The sequence below is a fragment of the Streptomyces yangpuensis genome, from assembly GCF_001005295.1.
GTDB classification, from domain to species: Bacteria; Actinomycetota; Actinomycetes; order Streptomycetales; family Streptomycetaceae; genus Streptomyces; species Streptomyces yangpuensis.
The window spans coordinates 571332-591771 of record NZ_LBMK01000003.1 but is presented as its reverse complement, the minus strand read 5'-3'; the positions used below and the strand labels follow the sequence as shown (position 1 = coordinate 591771).

17 protein-coding genes are annotated in these 20440 nt (G+C 72.4%); 6 read left to right on the top strand and 11 right to left on the bottom strand.

The window, feature by feature from the left end:
* Positions 1-157: 157 nt before the first annotated feature.
* Both AAT21_RS18035 and bldG read right to left on the bottom strand, forming a co-directional pair.
* The gene (locus AAT21_RS18035) at positions 158-598 is read right to left on the bottom strand and encodes an ATP-binding protein (protein ID WP_046777869.1); all 441 of its coding nucleotides are present in this window, start codon (positions 596-598) and stop codon (positions 158-160) included.
* Between the two features lie 121 nt (positions 599-719).
* Positions 720-1061 carry an anti-sigma factor antagonist BldG gene (gene bldG, locus AAT21_RS18030; protein WP_042812494.1) on the bottom strand — a complete coding sequence of 114 codons (342 nt, stop codon included), beginning with the start codon at positions 1059-1061 and terminating at the stop codon, positions 720-722.
* An 81-nt stretch (positions 1062-1142) separates the two neighbouring features.
* On the opposite strand from bldG, the gene AAT21_RS18025 reads away from it, so the two are divergent.
* Positions 1143-3617 (top strand): DEAD/DEAH box helicase, encoded by a 2475-nt coding sequence (locus tag AAT21_RS18025; protein WP_046777868.1) that lies wholly within the window; start codon positions 1143-1145, stop codon positions 3615-3617.
* Positions 3618-3864: 247 nt separating this feature from the next.
* Here the strand turns inward: AAT21_RS18025 and AAT21_RS18020 are convergent, their stop codons facing one another.
* Genes AAT21_RS18020 through ssd form a run of 7 tightly spaced genes read right to left on the bottom strand, consistent with a single transcriptional unit; the run spans position 3865 to position 8828 of the window.
* On the bottom strand, positions 3865-4206 hold the full coding sequence (locus AAT21_RS18020; RefSeq protein ID WP_046777867.1) for an Rv3654c family TadE-like protein: 342 nt from the start codon (positions 4204-4206) through the stop codon (positions 3865-3867).
* On the bottom strand, positions 4203-4589 hold the full coding sequence (locus AAT21_RS18015; protein WP_046777866.1) for a TadE family type IV pilus minor pilin: 387 nt from the start codon (positions 4587-4589) through the stop codon (positions 4203-4205). Before AAT21_RS18015 ends, AAT21_RS18020 begins: the two co-directional genes overlap by 4 nt.
* On the bottom strand, positions 4576-4773 hold the full coding sequence (locus tag AAT21_RS18010) for a DUF4244 domain-containing protein (protein WP_046777865.1): 198 nt from the start codon (positions 4771-4773) through the stop codon (positions 4576-4578). Before AAT21_RS18010 ends, AAT21_RS18015 begins: the two co-directional genes overlap by 14 nt.
* A 47-nt stretch (positions 4774-4820) precedes the next feature.
* Positions 4821-5594 carry a type II secretion system F family protein gene (locus AAT21_RS18005; protein ID WP_046777864.1) on the bottom strand — a complete coding sequence of 258 codons (774 nt, stop codon included), beginning with the start codon at positions 5592-5594 and terminating at the stop codon, positions 4821-4823.
* Positions 5594-6478: a type II secretion system F family protein gene (locus AAT21_RS18000; RefSeq protein WP_235438912.1), complete on the bottom strand. Its 885-nt coding sequence runs from the start codon at positions 6476-6478 to the stop codon at positions 5594-5596. The genes AAT21_RS18005 and AAT21_RS18000 overlap by 1 nt, the downstream gene beginning before the upstream one ends.
* Entirely contained in the window at positions 6475-7623 is a 1149-nt protein-coding gene (locus AAT21_RS17995; protein WP_046777863.1) for a TadA family conjugal transfer-associated ATPase, read from the bottom strand. The genes AAT21_RS18000 and AAT21_RS17995 overlap by 4 nt, the downstream gene beginning before the upstream one ends.
* A complete protein-coding gene (gene ssd, locus AAT21_RS17990) occupies positions 7620-8828 on the bottom strand; it encodes a septum site-determining protein Ssd (protein WP_200904414.1) in 1209 nt (402 codons plus the stop codon). Before ssd ends, AAT21_RS17995 begins: the two co-directional genes overlap by 4 nt.
* Before the next feature lie 492 nt (positions 8829-9320).
* On the opposite strand from ssd, the gene AAT21_RS17985 reads away from it, so the two are divergent.
* Positions 9321-10196 carry an HAD family hydrolase gene (locus AAT21_RS17985; protein WP_046777861.1) on the top strand — a complete coding sequence of 292 codons (876 nt, stop codon included), beginning with the start codon at positions 9321-9323 and terminating at the stop codon, positions 10194-10196.
* A 379-nt stretch (positions 10197-10575) separates the two neighbouring features.
* Here AAT21_RS17985 and AAT21_RS17980 read toward each other — a convergent pair whose 3' ends face one another.
* The gene (locus tag AAT21_RS17980) at positions 10576-11397 is read right to left on the bottom strand and encodes a Fic family protein (protein WP_046777860.1); all 822 of its coding nucleotides are present in this window, start codon (positions 11395-11397) and stop codon (positions 10576-10578) included.
* A gap of 109 nt (positions 11398-11506) precedes the next feature.
* On the opposite strand from AAT21_RS17980, the gene AAT21_RS17975 reads away from it, so the two are divergent.
* The gene (locus AAT21_RS17975) at positions 11507-12565 is read left to right on the top strand and encodes an ATP-binding protein (RefSeq protein ID WP_079025773.1); all 1059 of its coding nucleotides are present in this window, start codon (positions 11507-11509) and stop codon (positions 12563-12565) included.
* Here AAT21_RS17975 and AAT21_RS17970 read toward each other — a convergent pair.
* Positions 12519-13817 carry a polysaccharide deacetylase family protein gene (locus AAT21_RS17970; RefSeq protein WP_046777859.1) on the bottom strand — a complete coding sequence of 433 codons (1299 nt, stop codon included), beginning with the start codon at positions 13815-13817 and terminating at the stop codon, positions 12519-12521. The two genes, AAT21_RS17975 and AAT21_RS17970, sit on opposite strands and share 47 nt — an antisense overlap.
* Before the next feature lie 237 nt (positions 13818-14054).
* Here AAT21_RS17970 and AAT21_RS17965 point away from each other — a divergent pair, with 237 nt between their 5' ends.
* From AAT21_RS17965 to nhaA, 3 genes are all read left to right on the top strand, one after another.
* Complete coding sequence (locus AAT21_RS17965; RefSeq protein WP_052757854.1) at positions 14055-16547, top strand: bifunctional SulP family inorganic anion transporter/carbonic anhydrase; 2493 nt, start codon at positions 14055-14057, stop codon at positions 16545-16547.
* Positions 16548-16708: 161 nt separating this feature from the next.
* The gene (acs, locus tag AAT21_RS17960; RefSeq protein ID WP_079025772.1) at positions 16709-18709 is read left to right on the top strand and encodes an acetate--CoA ligase; all 2001 of its coding nucleotides are present in this window, start codon (positions 16709-16711) and stop codon (positions 18707-18709) included.
* Between the two features lie 236 nt (positions 18710-18945).
* On the top strand, positions 18946-20379 hold the full coding sequence (gene nhaA / locus AAT21_RS17955; protein ID WP_046777856.1) for a Na+/H+ antiporter NhaA: 1434 nt from the start codon (positions 18946-18948) through the stop codon (positions 20377-20379).
* Positions 20380-20440: the final 61 nt, after the last annotated feature.

Genomic DNA, 20440 nt, shown 5'->3' with positions numbered 1-20440 from the left:
CCTCAGCAATAGATCGCGTCACTCCATTACCCTCGAAAGTAGTAATGGGGCAAAGGCATTGACGGATGTTCATTGATCTAGGGAAATGAAAAAGGCCCTGCTCAGCAGGGCCTTGATAAAGATCGGAAGATAGGAGCGGTGGTGCGCGCGGTGGATCTCAGGGAAGGTCGGAGGCTCCCGAGACGGGCCAGCTCATCCGGATGGTCCCGCCCGATTCCCCACTGGTCACCTCGACGTCGTCGACGAGCCCGCTGATCACCGCGAGTCCCATCTCGTCCTCGGTGTCCCCGTCGGATTCCTGGACGGCGGCGATGCCTGACACGGTCTCGGCCGGGATCCCGTCCGGGCCGGGGACCTCGTCGCCGACCTCGATGGAGAACGTCTTGTCCTCTTCGGTCAGCACCACCCGGACGGGCGCGGTCAGCCCGTTGCTCCGGTGGAGTCCGACGGCACGCGAACAGGCCTCACCGACGGCGAGGCGGACCTCGTCGAGGACGGCTTCCTCCACACCGGCCCGTCGCGCCACGGCGGCCGCGACCAGGCGGGCCGTCCGGACGTGTTCGGGCTGGGCGCTGAAGCGCAGTTCAACGGTGGCCATGCGCGTCCCCCTCGGACTACGGGCGTGCCTTGACAGGGGCCGGACCATCCCTGGCCCGGTACCCCCGCTCTCCTTGCCGGCCCCCAGCTGCCCGGAGGCTTCCGGGGGCCGCCTGGAGCCGTCAGTCGGTGGCGTTGACGGCGTCGTCCACCGAGGTGTGGATCGGGAACACCTTGGTCAGACCGGTGATGCGGAAGATCTTCAGGATGCGCTCCTGGTTGCACACCAGGCGGAGCGAACCCTCGTGCGCACGGACGCGCTTGAGGCCGCCCACGAGCACACCAAGACCGGTGGAGTCGAGGAAGTCCACTCGCTCCATGTCGACGACCAGGTGGTAGCTGCCGTCGTTCACCAACTCGACCAACTGCTCGCGCAGCTTGGGCGCGGTATACACATCAATCTCGCCACCGACCTCCACGACCGTACGGTCGCCGACAGTGCGAGTCGACAGGGACAGGTCCACGGATCCTCCAGCACCTTGCTATCGAGCGGCGCCCCCCAGGGGCCTCCCCACCCGAAGGTAGGTGAGGGATTGGCTGCCGCAATGGCATTCAATCACTTACCGGCAGGCGCGCACGACGCCTTCCGACCATTGTCCCGCACGCCGGTGACACACTCGGTTCCGATGGCCAACACTCATGGTCCCGGACGGCCCACGGCAGACGCGGACTCCCGACCCACCCCCGGCACGGTCCTGGACCGCCTGTCACGGGGGCCTTTCCGCTCTGCGCGCATCACCCATACGGAGCACTTGCCCCCTCGGGAGGGCCGTCATGCAGTCTGGCCCGACCGCATCCGAACGGATGTAGTAGCCGCGATCCGGGCGGCCGGGATCGACCATCCGTGGGAACACCAGGCCGCGGCCGCCGAGCACGCCCTGGACGGCGAGTCCGTGGTCGTGGCCACCGGCACCGCCTCGGGCAAGTCCCTGGCCTACCTCGCCCCTGTGCTCTCGGCGCTCGCGGACGGCGCACGGGCCCCGAACGGGCGGGGTGCGACCACCCTGTACCTGGCCCCCACCAAGGCGCTGGCCGCCGACCAGCGGCGCGCCGTACGGGACCTGGCCGCCCCGCTCGGCAACGCCGTCCGCCCCGCGGTCTACGACGGGGACACCCCCGTCGAGGAGCGCGAATGGGTGCGCCAGTACGCCAACCACGTCCTCACCAACCCCGACATGCTGCACCGCGGGATCCTCCCGGCCCACCCGCGCTGGTCCTCCTTCCTGCGTGCCCTGCGCTACGTGGTGATCGACGAGTGCCACACCTACCGCGGCGTGTTCGGCTCCCACGTGGCGCAGGTCCTGCGCCGGCTGCGGCGGCTGTGCGCCCGCTACGGCTCCCATCCGGTGTTCCTGCTGGCCTCCGCCACCGCCGGCGACCCGGCGGCCGCCGCCTCCCGGCTGACCGGCGTACCCGTGATCGAGATCACCGACGACGCCTCACCGCGCGGCGAGGTGGTCTTCGCCCTCTGGGAGCCCCCGCTCCTCACCGAGCTGCGGGGCGAGAGGGGCGCTCCCGTCCGCCGTACGGCCATCGCGGAGACCGCCGACCTGCTGACCGACCTGGTGGTCCAGGGCGTCCGTACGGTCGCCTTCGTGCGCTCCCGGCGGGGCGCCGAGCTGATCTCCGTGATCACGCAGGAGCGGCTCGCGGAGGTGGACCGCTCCCTGCCCCGGCGGGTCGCGGCCTACCGGGGCGGCTACCTGCCCGAGGAGCGCCGGGCCCTGGAGCGGGCCCTGCACTCCGGCGAGCTGCTGGGGCTGGCCGCCACGACCGCCCTGGAGCTGGGCGTGGACGTCTCCGGCCTGGACGCCGTACTGATCACCGGCTATCCGGGCACGCGGGCCTCCCTGTGGCAGCAGGCGGGCCGGGCCGGGCGCTCCGGCCAGGGCGCCCTGGCCGTGCTGATCGCCCGGGACGATCCGCTCGACACCTATCTGGTCCACCATCCGGAGGCGCTGTTCCGCCAACCGGTGGAGGCCACCGTCCTGGACCCCGACAACCCGTACGTCCTCGCCCCCCACCTGTGCGCGGCGGCGGAGGAGCTCCCGCTGACCGAGTCCGACCTGGACCTCTTCGGCCCGGCCACCGAGGAACTCCTCCCCCAGCTCGAAGCGGCCAAGCTGCTGCGCCGCCGGGCGTCCGGCTGGCACTGGACCCGCCGCGAGCGGGCCTCGGACCTCACCGACATCCGGGGCGGCGGCGGCGGCCGCCCGGTGCAGATCGTCGAGGCCTCCACCGGCCGGCTGCTGGGCACGGTCGACGAGTGGGCGGCCCACACCGCCGTCCACGAGGGCGCCGTACACCTCCACCAGGGCCGCACGTATCTGGTGCGGCACCTGGACCTGGAGGGCTCGGCGGCCCTCGTGGAGGCAGCGGACCCGCCCTTCTCCACCACGGCCCGCGACACCACCTCCATCTCCGTCCTGGAGACCGAGACCGAGATCCCGTGGGGCTCGGCCCGGCTCTGCTTCGGCTCGGTGGAGGTGACCAACCAGGTCGTCTCCTACCTGCGCCGCAAACTGATCACCGGCGAGGTCCTCGGCGAGGCCAAGCTGGACCTGCCGCCCCGCACCCTGCGTACCAGGGCCGTCTGGTGGACGGTGACCGAGGACCAGCTCGACGAGGCCCGGATCGACCCGGAGATCCTCGGCGGCGCCCTGCACGCCGCGGAACACGCCTCCATCGGCATGCTGCCGCTGTTCGCCACCTGCGACCGCTGGGACATCGGCGGCGTGTCCGTGCCGCTGCATCCCGACACCCTCCTCCCCACGGTCTTCGTCTACGACGGCCACCCCGGCGGCGCCGGCTTCGCCGAGCGGGCCTTCCACACGGCCCGCGCCTGGCTGACGGCCACCCGCGACGCCATCGCCGCCTGCGAGTGCGAGGCCGGCTGCCCCTCCTGCATCCAGTCCCCCAAGTGCGGCAACGGCAACGACCCCCTCCACAAGCGCGGCGCCGTCCGCCTGCTCACCCGCCTCCTGTCCGAATCGCCACACCTTCCGCCGTCCACCCCCTGACCAGCCTCTACGCCCCTGGGCCGCGCCCGGGAAGACCCGCGGCCTGGCCCGGCGGGGCCCGTGGCCGGCGGCTCCTGGACGCGCGGGCCGTGCCAGGGCTCCCGTGCGGCCGTGTCCGGAAGGGGTTCCAGCGCGGCCGTGTCCGGAAGGGGTCCAGCGCGGCCGGGCCCGAAACGGGTCGTAGGCGGCCCTGCCCGGCGGGGCCCTCCGTCCGCCGGTTCCCGGGCGGCCGTGCGCGGGGCTGTCCTCAGCCGGGCGGGTCGCGGGGTGGGCCGGCGCGGGCCCGGATCTCCGGCGCGAAGGGGCCCGCCGCGACCCGTGCGGCCACTTCGGCGACCTCGCCGCCGACGTGGCACCCGGCGAGCTCCGCACCCTGTGCCCGGGCCACCCGGAGGGCCGTGGCGCAGGCGGTGTCCGGCCCGTGCGCCCAGGTGGCCGCCGCCGCGAGCGCCGCCAGGTCCGCGGCCGCCGCCGCCCGGTGGCGGGCAACGACCGCCTGCCCGAGCAGCAGCACCCCTGCGAACACCGCACCCAGCACCGTCGCCACCAGCGCCGCCCAGACCGTGGCCGAACCCCGGTCCCGGCTCACGACGGCGGCCCCACGCTGTCCTCGGCGAGGGCCACCGCCTGCGCGCCCAGCCGCAGCGGGATCCCGGCCGGCCCGGGCGCGGGCGCCGCCACCCGGACCCGCCAGAGGTCGCCCACCCTTTCCAGCTCCACCCGCGCCCCCGGCGGCGCGGCCTCGCGGGCGGCCGCCACCGCCACCTCCGCCGGCTCCGACCGGGACGCGGCCCGGGCACCGGCCCGGGCCGCGTCCACACACCGGATCTGTCCGGCCGCCGCCATCAGGGCCCACACCAGCGACGCCGCGAAGAGCACCAGCGCAGGAATCACCAGAGCGGCCTCCGCCGTCACATATCCCCGGTCCCGCATTCCCCGCCCCCGCCCGTGCCTCTTCTCAGAACGGCACATCGAGCGCCTTCCCGATGGTCGACTGAAGCGCCGTGGCGACGACGTCACTCGTCACCACCTTGTAGAGAACGGCCGCGAATGCGCACGCCGCGATCGTGCCCATGGCGTATTCCGAAGTGGACATCCCCTCGTCGCTGCCGCGACCGGCGAGCGCCGTCCGTACACGAAACCAGATGATCCTCATGGCAACCTCCAGTGGATTTCCGTTGTTGATGTGTGGTCAATGCGACTTCAGGGGTTGGAGAGAAGTCCCGAGGCCATACCGATCACCACCGGCGCGACCCCGATCGAAAGAAATGCGGGAAGGAAACACAGCCCCACCGGTGCAGTGACGAGAACCGCCGCCCGCTGGGCCCGGGCCCCGGCCCGGCGGGACCGTTCCTCCCGGAGCCCGGAGGCGAGCCGGGACATCGGCTCCGCCGCGGGCGCCCCGGTCCGGGCGGCCCGCTCCAGGCATTCGGCGAGCGCCCGGGCACCCGGTATCTCCGCCAACCTCCCCCACCCGGAGCCCGGTTCGCCGCCGAGCCGCAGCTCCGCACCCGCGCTCGCGAGCCGCTCGCCCACCGGGCCGCCCAGCGACTCGCCCACCACCTCCGCCGCCTCGACCGGCCCGGCGCCGGCCGCCAGGCAGGCGGCCAGCAGATCGGCGGCGAACGGCAGTTGACGCTCCGCCTCCCGCGGATCCACTCCGGCCGGCGGCCGCTGCCGGGCCGGCAGACGCCGTACCCCGGCCGCCGCCAGACAGCCGACGGCCACACCGGCCACCCCGCCGACGAGCAGCCAGCCCGCCAGCAGCGCCCCGACCGGGAAGACCCACACCGCCGCCGCACCCCGCAGCGCGGAGCCGAGCGCCGGCCCCCTCGCACCGGGCCGCGCCCCCAGCAGCGCCGCGGTCCTGCGCCGAACGTTGCGGGCTCTGACCCGCCCCGCCACCACCGACACCATCCACAGGACGGCCGCCGCGCCCAGAACGATCCCCAGCCTGTGGACGGAGAAGCCGGCCATCACCGCTCCACCGCCCCGACGATCCGACGGCACCACAGCAGCCCCAGCCCCTCCAGCACCCCGCCCGCCAGCAGGCAGCCCCACCCCATCGGGGTGTGCAGCAGGATCCTCAGCGGATCCGCGCCCAGCCCGGTGCCAATCAACAGGCCCACAAGGGGCAGCAGGGCCAGCACCAGCACGGTGGACCGCGCCCCGGCCAGCTGGGCCCGCAGCGACTCCTGCCGGTCCCGCTCGGCCCGCAGGGCCCCCTCCAGCCGGTCCAGCCCGGCGGCCAGCCCGGCCCCGCCGTCCACCGACACCCGCCAGCAGGCTGCCATCCCGGCCAGCCCCTCGGCACCGGGCTCCCGCGCCGCCTGGCGCAGCGCCCCGGGCACGTCCCCGCCGAACGCCGCGGCGGCCAGTACGCCCGCCTCCGCCGCACCCGGCCCGCCGGGGCCCGCCGCCGTCCGCCGCAGCGCCGCCATCAACGCCTGCCCGGGCTGGCCACCGGCCCGCAGCTCACCCACCGCCGCCCCGCACAGGGCCACCACCTCGGCCGCCCGCTCGCTGCGGGCCCGTTCACGCGCCCGCGCCCGCAGCCACCGCCGTACCAGGGGCACCGCGGCCGCTCCGGCCAGCAGCGGCAGCACCGACCCGCCCACGACCGCGATCACCAGCCCGGCACCGAGGCAGGCCCACTCCCTCCACCGCACGGCCCGCACCCGTACGGCGCCGAGCAGCAGCTTCCGGCGCGGCAGCCCGCAGGCGAGCGCCCCGCCTCCCCCGGCCAGCACCGCCCGGGCCCGCCGGGACACCCGGTCGCATCCGGTGATCCCCCAGGCGGCGGCGCCCGCGCACAGCACCCCCGCGAACAGCGGCAGCGCAGGCCCCGCCCCGGCGTTCACCGGGCACCTCGCAGCAGCGGACGCAGACGCTCCCAGCCCTGCTCCCGTACGAAACCGCGGGCGGCCCACCGCAGCGCGGGCACGGTCACCACCAGCCCGGCGGGGTCCCGTTCCAGGACGTGTACCTCGGCCACCCGGCGCCGCCCCGCCCGGTCCCGCACCAGGTGCAGCACGAGGGTCAGCGCGGCGGCCAACTGGCTGTGCAGGGCGCCCCGGTCGAGCCCCGCGGCCGTCCCCAGCGCCTCCAGCCGGGCGGGAACATGGGCGGCCGCGTTGGCGTGCACCGTGCCGCAACCGCCTTCGTGGCCTGTGTTCAGGGCGGCGAGCAGGTCCGCCACCTCGGCGCCACGCACCTCCCCGACCACCAGCCGGTCGGGCCGCATCCGCAGCGCCTGCCGGACCAGGTCCGCCAGCGTGACCAGCCCCGCGCCCTCCTGATTGGCCGGCCGGGTCTCCAGCCGCACCACGTGCGGATGGTCCGGACGCAGCTCGGCGGAGTCCTCGGCCAGGACGATCCGCTCGCCGGGGCCCACCAGCCCCAACAGGGCGCTCAGGAGCGTGGTCTTGCCGGTCCCGGTCCCGCCGGAGACGAGGAACGACAACCGGGCCTCGACCATGTCCCGCAGCAGCTCCTGCCCGCCGGGCGGCAGAGTGCCCGCCGCGACGAGCTCGTCCAGGGTGAACGCCCGCGGCCGCACGACGCGCAGCGAGAGACAGGCCGAGCCCACCGAGACCGGTGGCAGCACGGCATGCAGCCTGGTTCCGTCGGGCATCCGGGCGTCCACCCAGGGCCGGGCGTCGTCGAGACGCCGGCCGGCGACGGCGGCCAGCCGCTGGGCGAGCCTGCGCACGGCCCCCGCGTCGGCGAAGGTCACCCCGGTCAGCTCCAGCCCGCCGCCGCGGTCAACCCACACCCGGTCCGGGGCCGCCACCAGTACGTCGGTCACCTCCGGATCGGCGAGCAGCGGTTCCAGCGGGCCCGCGCCGACCAGTTCGGAACGCAACTCGGCTGCAGCGCCGAGCACTTCCTCGTCGCCCAACAGCCTGCCCTGTGCGCGCAGGGCCGCTGCCACCCGCGCCGGGGTGGGCTCCGCCCCGCTCTCGGCGAGCCGTCGGCGCACCGCGTCCAGCAGCACCGCGCTCATGCCGGCACCCCCTGAGCGGCACCGAGTGCCCGCTGCCAGAAGCCGTCGCAGAAGCGGGCCAGGGAGCCGCGCGCCTGCGCCCCTGGCGGCTCCCCCTCGGCCACCCGGCCCGGGAGACCCACCTCGACGGGCACCTCACCGGCCAGCGGCGCCCCCAGCAGGCCCGCCACGGCCTCCGGATCGAGACCGCCCGGACAGCGTCCCCGTACGACGACGCGGACGTCCCGGGCCACCATCCGCACACCGGCGGCCACCCGGCCCGCCGCGGCCACCGACCGCAGCTCGCCCGGCACCACCATCAGCACCAGGTCGAGCTGGGCCAGCACCTCGGCCACGGCCTCGTCCACCCGGCGTGGGAGGTCGACCACGACGACCCCGCCCCGGCGGCGCGCGGCGGCCACCACCGAGCGGACGGCGGCGGGCGGCACGACCACCCGGTCCCCGCGGTCCCAGCTGAGCACCCGCAGCTCGTGCAGTTCGGGCAGGGACTCCTCCAGCGCTCCGGCCCCCACCCGCCCCCGGGAGGCCGCGAAGTCCGGCCAGCGCAGGCCTTCGGCGCCCTCGCCGCCGAGCAGTACGTCCATACCGCCGCCCAGCGGGTCGCCGTCGATGAGCATGGTCCGCTCCCCCGCACGGGCGGCCCGGACCGCGAGGGCGCAGGCCAGGGTGGAGGCGCCCGCCCCGCCGCTGCCTCCGATCACCCCGACGGCGAGGGCGGGCCGTCCGGCCCCCTCGACGACATCGGCGATCCGGTCCACGAGCCGCCCCTCGGCGTCGGGGAGGCGCAGCACCTCTTCGGCGCCGATCTCCACCGCCCGCTGCCACACGAGGGGGTCGTCGAGGTCCCGTCCGACCAGGAAGACCCCGGTCCTGCGCGGCGCACCCCGCACCCGCCGTGCGGCATCGTCCCCGACCAGCACCAGGGGGGCCGACTCCCAGCCAACTTCCGCCTCATTGAAGCCAGTTGATGAAACCGCCGGGCGGGCCCCGCCTGCGGCCGGTCCGACCTCCGCTTCCACGGCCGCACCGCCGGGCCCCGGCGCCCCGTGGAGCACGTGCGGCTCGGCCCCCGCGGCCGCGCAGAGCCTCAGCAAGTCGTCGAGCAGCAAGGGGTCCTCGGTGATGATCAACGGCCGGCCCCCGGCGGACGCATCTGCGGGCGGGGCCCCGGCGGCGGCCCCAACTCCAGCCGCCCTTCCGGTCATCACGGACTTCGGCGTTTCGCACGACTTCGATCGAGCCACGATCTCCGCCCCCTTCTCACTGCAAATCCCAGCACCGCGGACTTCGCGGCTGGAATCACCGTGCAGCGATCGGGAAAAAGAAGTGGATCTTGCCCAATAACTGTGGACAACCCATCGATTGTGAATAACCCGGTCACCCTCACAGGTGAGTTCCTGAGCGCAGGGGAACAACTACGCAACGTCACGAGTCTGACGTGGTGAGGGCCTGTGCCAGGCGGGCCCCGCAGAAGAGGAGGGCCGAGGAGATGGTCGATCGGAGCCGGAGCCGGGGGACGCGAACCGCGTCCGGACATGCGACGACCCCCGCCGGGGGGGAGAGCGGGGGTCGTCCCCACGGTCCGACTCGGGGGGGGAGGAGCCAGACCGGGTTAGCACGGTCGCGAACGATCCGTGACTTCCATGGTGTACCCGAGAGCCCTCTCAGGCAAACCCACGCGCCACACCTTACGCCGAATGGTGGGCGCATATGCTCGGGGCGTGGAAAATCAGCCCTTGCCGCACTCCTCGCCTCGCACCGCAGCCTTCTTCGATCTGGACAAGACGGTCATTGCGAAGTCGAGCACCTTGACGTTCAGCAAGTCCTTCTACCAAGGCGGCCTGATCAACCGGCGGGCCGTGCTGCGCACCGCCTACATCCAGTTCATCTTCCTGGCCGGCGGCGCCGACCACGATCAGATGGAGCGGATGCGGGAGTACCTGTCCGCCCTCTGCAAGGGGTGGAACGTGCAGCAGGTGCGGGAGATCGTCGCGGAGACCCTGCACGATCTCATCGACCCGATCATCTACGACGAGGCCGCGTCCCTGATCGAGGCCCACCACACGGCGGGCCGTGACGTGGTGATCGTGTCCACCTCCGGAGCGGAGGTCGTCGAGCCGATCGGAGAGATGCTCGGCGCGGACCGGGTCGTCGCCACGCGCATGGTCGTGGGCGAGGACGGCTGCTTCACCGGCGAAATCGACTACTACGCCTACGGACCCACCAAGGCGGAGGCCGTACGGGAGCTGGCCGAGTCCGAGGGCTACGACCTCTCCCGGTGCTACGCCTACAGCGACTCGGCGACCGACATCCCGATGCTGGAGGCGGTCGGGCACCCGCACGCCGTCAACCCGGACCGCGCGCTGCGCCGGGAGGCGACGGCACGCGAGTGGCCGGTCCTGGTCTTCAACCGGCCGGTCCGGCTGAAGCAGCGGCTCCCCGGACTCTCGATGCCCGCACGCCCGGCGCTCATCGCGGCGGCCGCGGTGGGCGCGGCAGCCGCCACCGCCGGGCTGGTCTGGTACGCGAGCCGGCGCCGGGCCCACGCCCTGTCGGCCGCCGCCTCCGCCTGATTCCCGATCGCCCCGCCTGCACCGATTCGGGCTGTCCGATTCACACCCGCTCGTCCCGGAAAGTAAAAAGTGGAGCCAGGGGTTTCGCACAGGAGCGAAGCGGAGTACAAATAAAGCAACGGCCCGCGAGACCAAAGAACATCCGAGAGGATCATCTTTAAAACGCAGTAAGGCCCACGGACCGATGCATGAACGCCGAGCACCCACGCGACGTCGACCCGTCGATTACGGGCCAGCCGCACCAGGTGACGGGCAAAGTACCCGACCTGATGGGCATCCTTCGAGGACGCTTGGTAACTGGGCGTGAATGCCAGCGGCGACACCAGAGCAGTACGGTGTCGCCGCAACCCATGTCCGGGCCCCGAACCCGGCGAAGGGCTCAGGCCGCGCCGCGCTGCAGGGCCTCGCAGACCGCCGTCGACTCGCGCACTCCGAGCTCGATCGCCCGGCCGCAGTGGCCGATCCACGCGGCCAGGCCTTCCGGGGTTCCGGAGAGGTAGCCCTCGAAGGCCGTCAGATAGGCCTCGGTGCCCTGTTCCGCGTGACCGACCTCGGCCGGGCAGATCGCCTTGGGATCCAGCCCGCTGTTGATCAGGACGATGCGCTCGGCCGCCCGCGCGACCAGGCCGTTGTACGAGGCGAACGGCCGCAGGGCGAGCAGCTCGCCGTGCACCACCGCCGCCGTGACCAGGGCCGGGGCCGAACCCCCCGCGATGATGATCCGGGACAGGCCGTCCAGCCGGCCGGCGACCTCGTCGGCCCCCGGCAGCGGTGCCTCCACCAGCGGCTCGGTCACCGGCTCGCCCGCGAGGCGCGGACGGCCCACCACGTCCCCCTCGGCCGTCGACCCGACCGCCACCAGGTGCAGGCGCGCCAGGACCCGCAGCGGCGACTGGCGCCAGATGCTCAGCAGCTGCCCGGCCTCCGCGGTGAGCCGCAGCGCGGCGCCCACGGTCAGCGCCTCCGGCTCCGCACCGAAGTCGGTGCGCCGCCGTACCTCCTCCAGCGCCCAGTCCGCGCCGGACAGCGCCGCGCTGCCCCGGGCGCCGCGCAGGGCGGCCTCCGAGGTGATCTCACCGCTGCGGCGGCGCATCACCCGGTGCCCGTAGACCCGGTCCACGGCCTTGCGTACGGAATCCACGGAATCGGCGACACCCGGCAGCCCGGCCAGGGCGGCCAACGGGTCAGAAGCGCTACTCATAAGTAGGGAGCCTACGCACTGCGCGGGCCTGGCACCGACCCCTCCTTGGAGTGGTCTTCTTCACTCACCTTGACAACTCAGCGCTACTCACCCGCTACGCTTGGTGAACATGAAGATCGCTTTCGTGGGAAAGGGCGGCAGCGGCAAGACGACGCTGTCCTCCCTCTTCATCCGCCACCTCGCCGCCAATGAAGCCCCCGTCGTCGCGGTGGACGCCGACATCAACCAGCACCTGGGCGCCGCGCTCGGACTCGCCGAGGACCAGGCCGCCGCACTGCCGGCCCTGGGCGCGCACCTGCCCCTGATCAAGGACTATCTGCGGGGCTCCAACCCGCGCATCGCCTCCGCCGAGGCGATGATCAAGACCACTCCGCCGGGCCGCGGCTCGCGGCTGCTGCGCGTCACCGGGGACAACCCGGTGTACGAGGCCTGCGCGCGCACGGTGCTGCTCGACGGGGAGCCCGTACGCCTCATGGCCACCGGGCCGTTCACCGAGGCCGACCTGGGTGTGGCCTGCTACCACTCCAAGGTCGGAGCGGTCGAGCTGTGCCTGAACCACCTCGTCGACGGACCGGACGAGTACGTGGTCGTCGACATGACGGCGGGCTCCGACTCCTTCGCATCGGGCATGTTCACCCGCTTCGACGTGACCTTCCTCGTCGCCGAACCGACCCGCAAGGGCGTGTCCGTCTACCGCCAGTACAAGGAGTACGCGCGGGACTTCGGGGTGTCGCTCAAGGTCGTCGGCAACAAGGTGCAGGGCCCCGAGGACATCGAGTTCCTCCAGGACGAGGTGGGTGAGGACCTGCTGGTCACCGTCGGGCACTCCGACTGGGTGCGGGCGATGGAGAAGGGCCGCCCGGCATCCTTCGAACTGCTGGAGGCGACCAACCGGTTCGCCCTCCAGTCGCTCCAGGACGCCGCCGACGACTCGTACGCGCACCGCGACTGGGTCCGGTACACCGAGCAGATGGTGAGCTTCCACCTCAAGAACGCGGAGAGCTGGGGCAACGCCAAGACCGGGGCAGACCTGGCGGAGCAGGTCGACCCCGGGTTCGTCCTGCGCGAGGGCCCGGAGGCCCCCGACGCGTTCGACGGCGGCGCGGGCTCCGAGGAGGTCGTCAGCCCTCGTCCCCAGCCCCTTCGGCCGGCTCCGCAGCCGGCTTGACGCCGACAGGGGCGGCCGGCGCCGCCGGCGGCCCCGCGGTCAGGAACTTCGCCCAGCCTTCCTTCGGCGCCTCACCGACATCGAGGGTGCGCATCCACTCCAGGACCTTCGGGTCCTGGGCGTCGAGCCAGTCCACCAGCTCGCGGAACGGCACGCAGCGGACCTCCTTCTGTGTGCACATGCCCTTGATCGACTCCTCGACGGCACGCATGTAGGTGCCGCCGTTCCAGGACTCGAAGTGGTTGCCGATGATCAGCGGCGCGCGGTTGCCCTGGTAGACGCGGTCGAAGGCCTGCCGCAGACCGTCGCGCATCTGGTCGCCCCAGTAGGTGTGCTGCGAGGGGTCGCCCTGCGAGGTCGTCCCGGACTGGTTGACCATGTAGTTGTAGTCCATGCTCAACGTGTCGAAGGCACGGCCCGGCATCGGCACGAGCTGGAGCGGGATGTCCCAGAGGCCGTCCGTCTTCTTGGGCCAGATCTGCTTGCTGATCCCGCTGGAGTCGTAGCGGAAGCCCATGCCCTTCGCCGCCAGCATGAAGTTCTTCTGTCCTTCGAGGCAGGGGGTGCGGGCGCCGATGAGCTCCTTGTCGTAGTCGAAGGGGAGCGCCTCCTCCTGCTTCAGGCCCGCGTTCGTCTTCCAGTTCTTGACGAAGGACTTGGCCTGGTCGATCTCGCTCTTCCACTCCTCCACGGACCAGGTGCCGACGCCGCCGTCGGGCCCGCAGAAGTGGCCGTTGAAGTGGGTGCCGATCTCATTTCCCTCCAGCCAGGCCGCACGGACCTGGGTGGCGGTGTCCTTGATGCCCTGGAGGTCGCCGAAGCCGATGTCGGAGCGGCCGGGCGAGTGCTGCGGCGCGGTGTAGAGGAAACGCTTCTCCTCCGGAAGCATGTACACACCGCTGAGGAAGTACGTCATACGGGCGTTGTACTTCTTGCCGACCTCGCGGAAGTGCGAGAAGAGCTTCTGGCTGTCCTCACCGGCCCCGTCCCACGAGAACACCACGAACTGCGGGGGCTTCTCCCCCGGCTTGAGCTTCTGCGGCTTCTGCACGTTCGGCTGCGGCCCGGTGTACGCCGTCGAACCGTCGCCGATGGGGCGGTTGACGCTGCCGGGGGCGTCCGGGGCCTTGCGCGCGTTCGGGCCTCCGGCGGCCGGGGACTTCGCGGGTTCCGAGGCGGTGCACCCGGCGACGCCCAGGACCAGCGCCGTGGCGACCAGGCCGCCGGCGATCTTCTTCGTGGCGGCGATCATCCGCCCCACCTCTCCCTCGCAGTTCCATCGCAGGACTTCCGCGCCGCAACGTCCCACGCGGTCCACCGCGAGGAAGGTATGACAAGCCGGACAAAATGCTTAATCACCCCTGGGTGCTAATTCATAAGCCATTTGCCCGAATTGTCCACCGCTCATCTTTACTCTCCATTACCATCCGTTTACTGAGTGTTGAGACTCCCGCCGCATCACCCCTCATCCCAGAGGAGACGGGAACCGATGACAGCCACCTTCCCCACACGCACACCCCAAGGGGTCCGCAAAGACCTCCCCGCGGACCTCTCCGCCTCCATCACCGTCTTCCTGATCGCCATGCCGCTCTCCCTCGGCATCGCCCTGGCCACCGGAGCACCGCTCCAGGCGGGCCTGGTCGCGGCCGCGGTGGGCGGGATCGTCGCCGGACGCCTGGGCGGCGCCCCCCTCCAGGTGAGCGGGCCCGCGGCCGGCCTCACCGTGGTCACCGCGGAGTTGATCCAGCGGTACGGATGGCGCACGACGTGCGCCATCACCGTGCTCGCCGGCGTCTGCCAGCTCGGCCTCGCCGCCCTGCGCACCGCCCGGTCCGCGCTCATGGTCAGTCCGGCCATCGTGCACGGCATGCTCGCGGGCATCGGCGTGACCATCGCCCTGGCCCAGCTGCACATCGTGCTCGGCGGCACCCCGCAGAGCTCGGCCGTGGCCAACGTCCTCGGACTGCCGGCCCAGTTGGCCGATCTGCACCCCGTGGCGCTCGGCATCAGCGTGCTGACGCTGATCGTCCTGCTCGGCTGGCCGCGGCTGCCCGGGCGGGTAGGCCGGGGTCTGCGCAAGGTGCCGGCTCCGCTCGCCGCCGTCGGCACGGCCACCGCCTTCGCCGCACTGGCCGGGCTCAGCCTTCCCCGGGTGGACCTGCCGTCCTGGCGCAGCCATGCCCTCCCCGAGATGCCCGAAGGGCCGGTCCTCGGCCTCATCGCCGCCGTACTGACCATCACCCTGGTCGGAAGCGTGGAGTCGCTGCTCTCCGCCGTCGCGACCGACAAGCTGATCGCCTCCGAGCGCGGCACGGACAACCGCCCTCCGCGCGCCGACCTCGACCGGGAGCTGCGCGGGCAGGGCGCGGCGAACATCGTCTCCGGGGCCCTGGGCGGGCTGCCCATCACGGGCGTGGCCGTGCGCAGCGTGGCGAACGTCAAGTCCGGTGCGGCCAGCCGGAAGTCGTCCATGATGCACGGCCTGTGGGTGCTGCTCGCGGCCTTCCTGCTGGTCCCGCTCCTCGACCTGATCCCGCTTGCCACGCTGGCCGCCCTGGTGATGGCGGTGGGCGTACAGATGGTCAGCATCACGCACCTGCGCAGCGTCACCCGGCACCGGGAGGCCCTCGTCTACGGGACGACCATCGTGGCCGTGGTGCTCGGCGGGGTGCTGGAGGGCGTGGCCGTGGGCATCGCGGTGGCCGTCGCCCTCGCCCTGCACCGGCTCGCCCGGACGCGCATCACTCTGGAGCGGCTGGACAGCGGTGTCCACCGGGTGCGTGCCCGCGGGCAGTTGACCTTCCTCGCGGTGCCGCGGCTGAGCCGGGTGCTCAACCAGATCCCGCACGGCACGCACGCCGTGGTCGAGCTCGACGGTTCCTTCATGGACCACGCGGCCTACGAGACGATCCAGGACTGGCAGCAGTCCCACCTGGCGCACGGCGGGGCCCTGGAGGTCACCGGCCGCTCGGGGCAGGCGGCCCGGATCACCGGGGCCGATCCGGCCGCGGCCGGGGAGGCCGGCTCCCCAGACGGAGCGGAGGAGGCCGAGGCCGCAGGCGGGACCCACGGGTCCGGTCGCGGCCACGACGGCCGCCACGCCGAGGGCGGCCACCAGAGCGAGCGGTCCCGGCGCGACCGGCAGCGCGGGGCGCACCAGTGCTGCCGCCCCTGGACCCCCTGGCAGAACCACTGCGACCACCGCGCCACGGCCACCCGTACGGCCACGGCCGCGACCATGGCGGCAGCGGCGGCGGCCACGCACCCGGAGGACGGCGGTGCGCAGGCCCCCTCACCGGCGCCCCGGCGGCGCGGCGCGGGCCAACTGGCGAACGGGATCAGTGCCTTCCAGCGGGACACCGCACCCCATGTACGGGACGAGCTGGCGCGGCTGGCCCGCGAGGGGCAGCGGCCCTCCCAGCTCTTCATCACCTGCGCGGACTCCCGGCTGGTGACCAGCATGATCACGGCGAGCGGTCCCGGAGACCTGTTCACCGTCCGCAACGTCGGGAATCTGGTGCCGCTGCCCGGCGCGGAGTCCACGGACGACTCCGTCGCCGCGGCCATCGAGTACGCGGTGGACGTGCTGAAGGTGGACAGCATCACGGTCTGCGGGCACTCGGGCTGCGGGGCCATGCAGGCCCTCCTCAGCTCCGCGCCCGGAGTCGCGGTCAGCCCGCTGCGCCGCTGGCTGCGGCACGGGCTGCCCAGTCTGGAGCGGATGGCGAGCCGGCACCATGCGTGGGCCCGGATCGCGGGCCGGCTGCCCGCGGACGCCGTGGAGCAGCTGTGCCTGACCAATGTGGTCCAGCAGCTGGAGCACCTGCGGGCCCACGAGTCGGTGGCCCGGCGGCTCGCCGAGGGCACCCTGGAGCTGCACGGGATGTACTTCCACGTGGGTGAGGCCCAGGCGTACCTGCTGTCCGAGGGCGAGGACTTCTTCGACTGCAGGGTCTTCGACACGGTCGGCCAGCACGCCTGAACCGATACCCTCCGGTATCCGTGCCATCGATTGGCCCCTTCCCGCACCCTGCAGCGGGGAGGGGCCGTTCGCACGCCGTTCTCGCGCGGGCCGTCTGCGTGATATAGGTCTAAACCAATTTCAGGCTACCCCTTGTCACCTGGGCCGCTGACTGATGAGCTATGCCCGGGGACACAACGGACACCCTGGGAAAGGGAGATGTCGTGAGCAATGAGAGCCTGGCCAATCTGCTCAAGGAGGAGCGGCGGTTCGCACCGCCTGCCGATCTGGCCGCCGCCGCCAATGTGAAAGAGGCTGCGTATGCACAGGCCGACGCGGACCGGCTGGGCTTCTGGGCCGAGCAGGCCGGGCGGCTGACCTGGGCCACCGAGCCGACCGAGACGCTCGACTGGACGAATCCGCCCTTCGCGAAGTGGTTCGCCGACGGCAAGCTGAACGTCGCGTACAACTGCGTGGACCGTCACGTCGAGGCCGGCAACGGCGACCGCGTCGCCATCAACTTCGAGGGCGAGCCCGGCGACAGCCGCGCGATCACCTACGCCGAGCTCAAGGACGAGGTCTCCAGGGCCGCCAACGCCCTCACCGAGCTGGGCGTCGAGGCCGGCGACCGCGTCGCCGTCTACCTCCCGATGATCCCCGAGGCGGTCGTCGCGATGCTCGCGTGCGCCCGTATCGGCGCCGCGCACTCCGTGGTCTTCGGCGGCTTCTCCGCCGACGCCGTCGCCTCCCGCATCCAGGACGCCGACGCCAAGCTGGTCATCACCGCCGACGGCGGCTACCGCCGCGGCAAGCCCAGCGCCCTGAAGCCCGCCATCGACGAGGCCGTCGCCAAGTGCCCGCAGGTCGAGCACGTACTCGTCGTTCGCCGCACCGGCCAGGACACCGCCTTCACCGAGGGCCGCGACGTCTGGTGGCACGACGTGGTCGCCCGTCAGTCCGCGGAGCACACCCCGCAGGCCTTCGACGCCGAGCACCCGCTCTTCATCCTCTACACCTCGGGGACCACGGGTAAGCCGAAGGGCATCCTGCACACCTCCGGCGGCTACCTCACGCAGGCGGCCTACACCCACCACGCGGTCTTCGACCTGAAGCCGGAGAGCGACGTCTACTGGTGCACGGCCGACATCGGCTGGGTGACCGGGCACTCCTACATCGTCTACGGGCCGCTCGCGAACGGCGCCACGCAGGTCATGTACGAGGGCACGCCGGACACCCCACACCAGGGCCGCTTCTGGGAGGTTGTGCAGAAGTACGGCGTCACGATCCTCTACACGGCGCCCACGGCCATCCGCACGTTCATGAAGTGGGGAGACGACATCCCCGCGAAGTTCGACCTGTCGAGCCTGCGCGTCCTGGGCTCCGTCGGCGAGCCGATCAACCCCGAGGCCTGGGTCTGGTACCGCAAGCACATCGGCGGCGACCGCTGCCCGATCGTGGACACCTGGTGGCAGACCGAGACCGGCGCGATGATGATCTCCCCGCTGCCGGGCGTCACCCACACCAAGCCCGGCTCCGCCCAGCGCGCCCTGCCCGGTATCTCCGCCACCGTCGTGGACGACGAGGCGCGCGAGGTCCCGGACGGCGGAGGCGGCTACCTGGTCCTCACCGAGCCGTGGCCGTCGATGCTGCGCACCATCTGGGGCGACGACCAGCGCTTCATCGACACCTACTGGTCGCGCTTCGAGGGCAAGTACTTCGCGGGCGACGGCGCGAAGAAGGACGACGACGGCGACATCTGGCTGCTGGGCCGGGTGGACGACGTGATGCTGGTCTCCGGACACAACATCTCGACCACCGAGGTCGAGTCGGCGCTCGTCTCGCACCCGTCGGTCGCCGAGGCCGCCGTCGTCGGCGCCGCCGACGAGACCACCGGCCAGGCCATCGTGGCCTTCGTCATCCTGCGCGGCAGCGCGTCCGAGACCGAGAACCTGGTCGCGGACCTGCGCAACCACGTGGGCAGCACGCTCGGCCCGATCGCCAAGCCCAAGCGGATCCTGCCGGTGCAGGAACTGCCGAAGACCCGCTCGGGCAAGATCATGCGCCGTCTGCTGCGCGACGTGGCGGAGAACCGCGCGGTCGGCGACGTCACCACGCTCGCCGACTCCTCGGTCATGGACCTCATCCAGAGCAAGCTCCCGGCTGCGGCCGGCAGCGAGGACTGACCCGGCGACACCTGAGACACCTGCGGCTCCGGAGTCACCGGCGACGGACACGGGAAGGGGCACTCGGCGCGACGCGCCGGGTGCCCCTTTCGCGCATAAAGTGATGATCGCCGGATACGCCCTCGCGTACACCCTGTAAAATCATGAAAGCGTAAAGAAAGACCACAGGGTGCGCCGGGAAGTCTGGTCGGCAACGAGTTCCGCCATGCCGTCCAACAGCCCCCGGAGGTGCCCCCGTGGCCGCGCCCACCCCCACCGACGACAAGAGCCGCAAGCTGCTCGGCCGCCTCTCGCTGCCCGAGAGCCGCTACATCGCCGATGCCCTGCGCGCCGAGACGGTGGGCGGCGTCCTGCTCCTCGTGGCCGCGATCACCGCCCTGCTGTGGGCCAACATCCCCGCCATCTCGGACAGCTACGCGAGCGTACGGTCCTTCCACATCGGCCCCGCCGCCCTCGGCCTGGACCTCTCCCTCCAGCACTGGGCGGCCGACGGGCTCCTCGCCATCTTCTTCTTCGTCGCAGGCATCGAGCTCAAGCGCGAACTCGTCGCGGGAGACCTGCGCGACCCCAGGGCCGCCGCCCTCCCGGTGATCGCCGCCCTCTGCGGCATGGCCGTGCCCGCACTCGTCTACGCACTGGTCAACCTCACCGGCAACGGCTCCATGGACGGCTGGGCGGTTCCGACGGCCACCGACATCGCCTTCGCACTCGCCGTGCTGGCCGTCATCGGCACCTCCCTCCCCTCGGCCCTGCGCGCCTTCCTGCTGACCCTCGCCGTCGTCGACGACCTCTTCGCCATCCTGATCATCGCGGTGTTCTTCACCAACGAGATCGACTTCCTGGCGCTCGGCGGGGCGCTGGCGGGGCTGGCCCTCTTCTGGTTCCTGCTCCGCCGCGGCGTCCGGGGCTGGTACGTCTACGTCCCGCTCGCCCTGGTCGTCTGGGGCCTCATGTACAACAGCGGCGTGCACGCCACCATCGCCGGCGTCGCCATGGGCCTGATGCTCCGCTGCACCCGCAGGGAAGGTGAACGGACCTCCCCCGGCGAGCACATCGAGCACCTGGTCCGGCCCGTCTCGGCCGGTCTCGCCGTACCGCTCTTCGCGCTCCTGTCCGCCGGGGTCTCGCTCTCCGACGAGGCCATCGCGCAGGTCTTCACCCGCCCCGAGACCCTCGGCGTGGTCCTCGGCCTCGTCGTCGGCAAGACCGTGGGCATCTTCGGCGGAACCTGGCTGGCCGCCCGCTTCACCAGGGCCGAGCTGAACGAGGACCTCGCCTGGCCCGACGTGCTCGCTGTCGCCACGCTCGCCGGAATCGGCTTCACCGTCTCCCTCCTCATCGGCGAACTCGCCTTCGCGGGCGACGCGATCCTCACCGACGAGATCAAGGCCGCCGTGCTGATCGGCTCCCTCATCGCCGCCGTGATCGCGTGCGTCCTGCTCAAGCTCCGCAACCGCCGCTACCGGCTGCTCACCGAGGCCGAGGAGCGCGACGAGGACCACGACGGCATCCCGGACATCTACGAGGAGGACAAGCCCGAGTACCACCTGCGGATGGCGAAGATCTACGAGGACCGGGCGGCGGAACACCGCCGCAAGGCGGAGAAGGCGGCCGCCGCCGCGCTCCAAAGCGCAGCCGGGTCCACCACCGAGGCCGACCGTCCGGCATGATCTGAGTGACGACGCAGGGACAGACGCACGACAGCCGCCCGGCGGCGGCCGACGACAGAAG

Coding starts and splice junctions, on each gene's coding strand:
- AAT21_RS18035 (WP_046777869.1), bottom strand. CDS start 598: ATGGCCACCGTTGAACTGCGCTTCAGCGCCCAGCCCGAACACGTCCGG.
- AAT21_RS18025 (WP_046777868.1), top strand. CDS start 1,143: ATGGCATTCAATCACTTACCGGCAGGCGCGCACGACGCCTTCCGACCA.
- AAT21_RS18015 (WP_046777866.1), bottom strand. CDS start 4,589: ATGTGCCGTTCTGAGAAGAGGCACGGGCGGGGGCGGGGAATGCGGGAC.
- AAT21_RS18010 (WP_046777865.1), bottom strand. CDS start 4,773: ATGAGGATCATCTGGTTTCGTGTACGGACGGCGCTCGCCGGTCGCGGC.
- AAT21_RS18005 (WP_046777864.1), bottom strand. CDS start 5,594: ATGGCCGGCTTCTCCGTCCACAGGCTGGGGATCGTTCTGGGCGCGGCG.
- AAT21_RS17995 (WP_046777863.1), bottom strand. CDS start 7,623: ATGAGCGCGGTGCTGCTGGACGCGGTGCGCCGACGGCTCGCCGAGAGC.
- ssd (WP_200904414.1), bottom strand. CDS start 8,828: ATGACCGGAAGGGCGGCTGGAGTTGGGGCCGCCGCCGGGGCCCCGCCC.
- AAT21_RS17985 (WP_046777861.1), top strand. CDS start 9,321: ATGGTGGGCGCATATGCTCGGGGCGTGGAAAATCAGCCCTTGCCGCAC.
- AAT21_RS17980 (WP_046777860.1), bottom strand. CDS start 11,397: ATGAGTAGCGCTTCTGACCCGTTGGCCGCCCTGGCCGGGCTGCCGGGT.
- AAT21_RS17975 (WP_079025773.1), top strand. CDS start 11,507: ATGAAGATCGCTTTCGTGGGAAAGGGCGGCAGCGGCAAGACGACGCTG.
- AAT21_RS17970 (WP_046777859.1), bottom strand. CDS start 13,817: ATGATCGCCGCCACGAAGAAGATCGCCGGCGGCCTGGTCGCCACGGCG.
- AAT21_RS17965 (WP_052757854.1), top strand. CDS start 14,055: ATGACAGCCACCTTCCCCACACGCACACCCCAAGGGGTCCGCAAAGAC.
- acs (WP_079025772.1), top strand. CDS start 16,709: ATGCCCGGGGACACAACGGACACCCTGGGAAAGGGAGATGTCGTGAGC.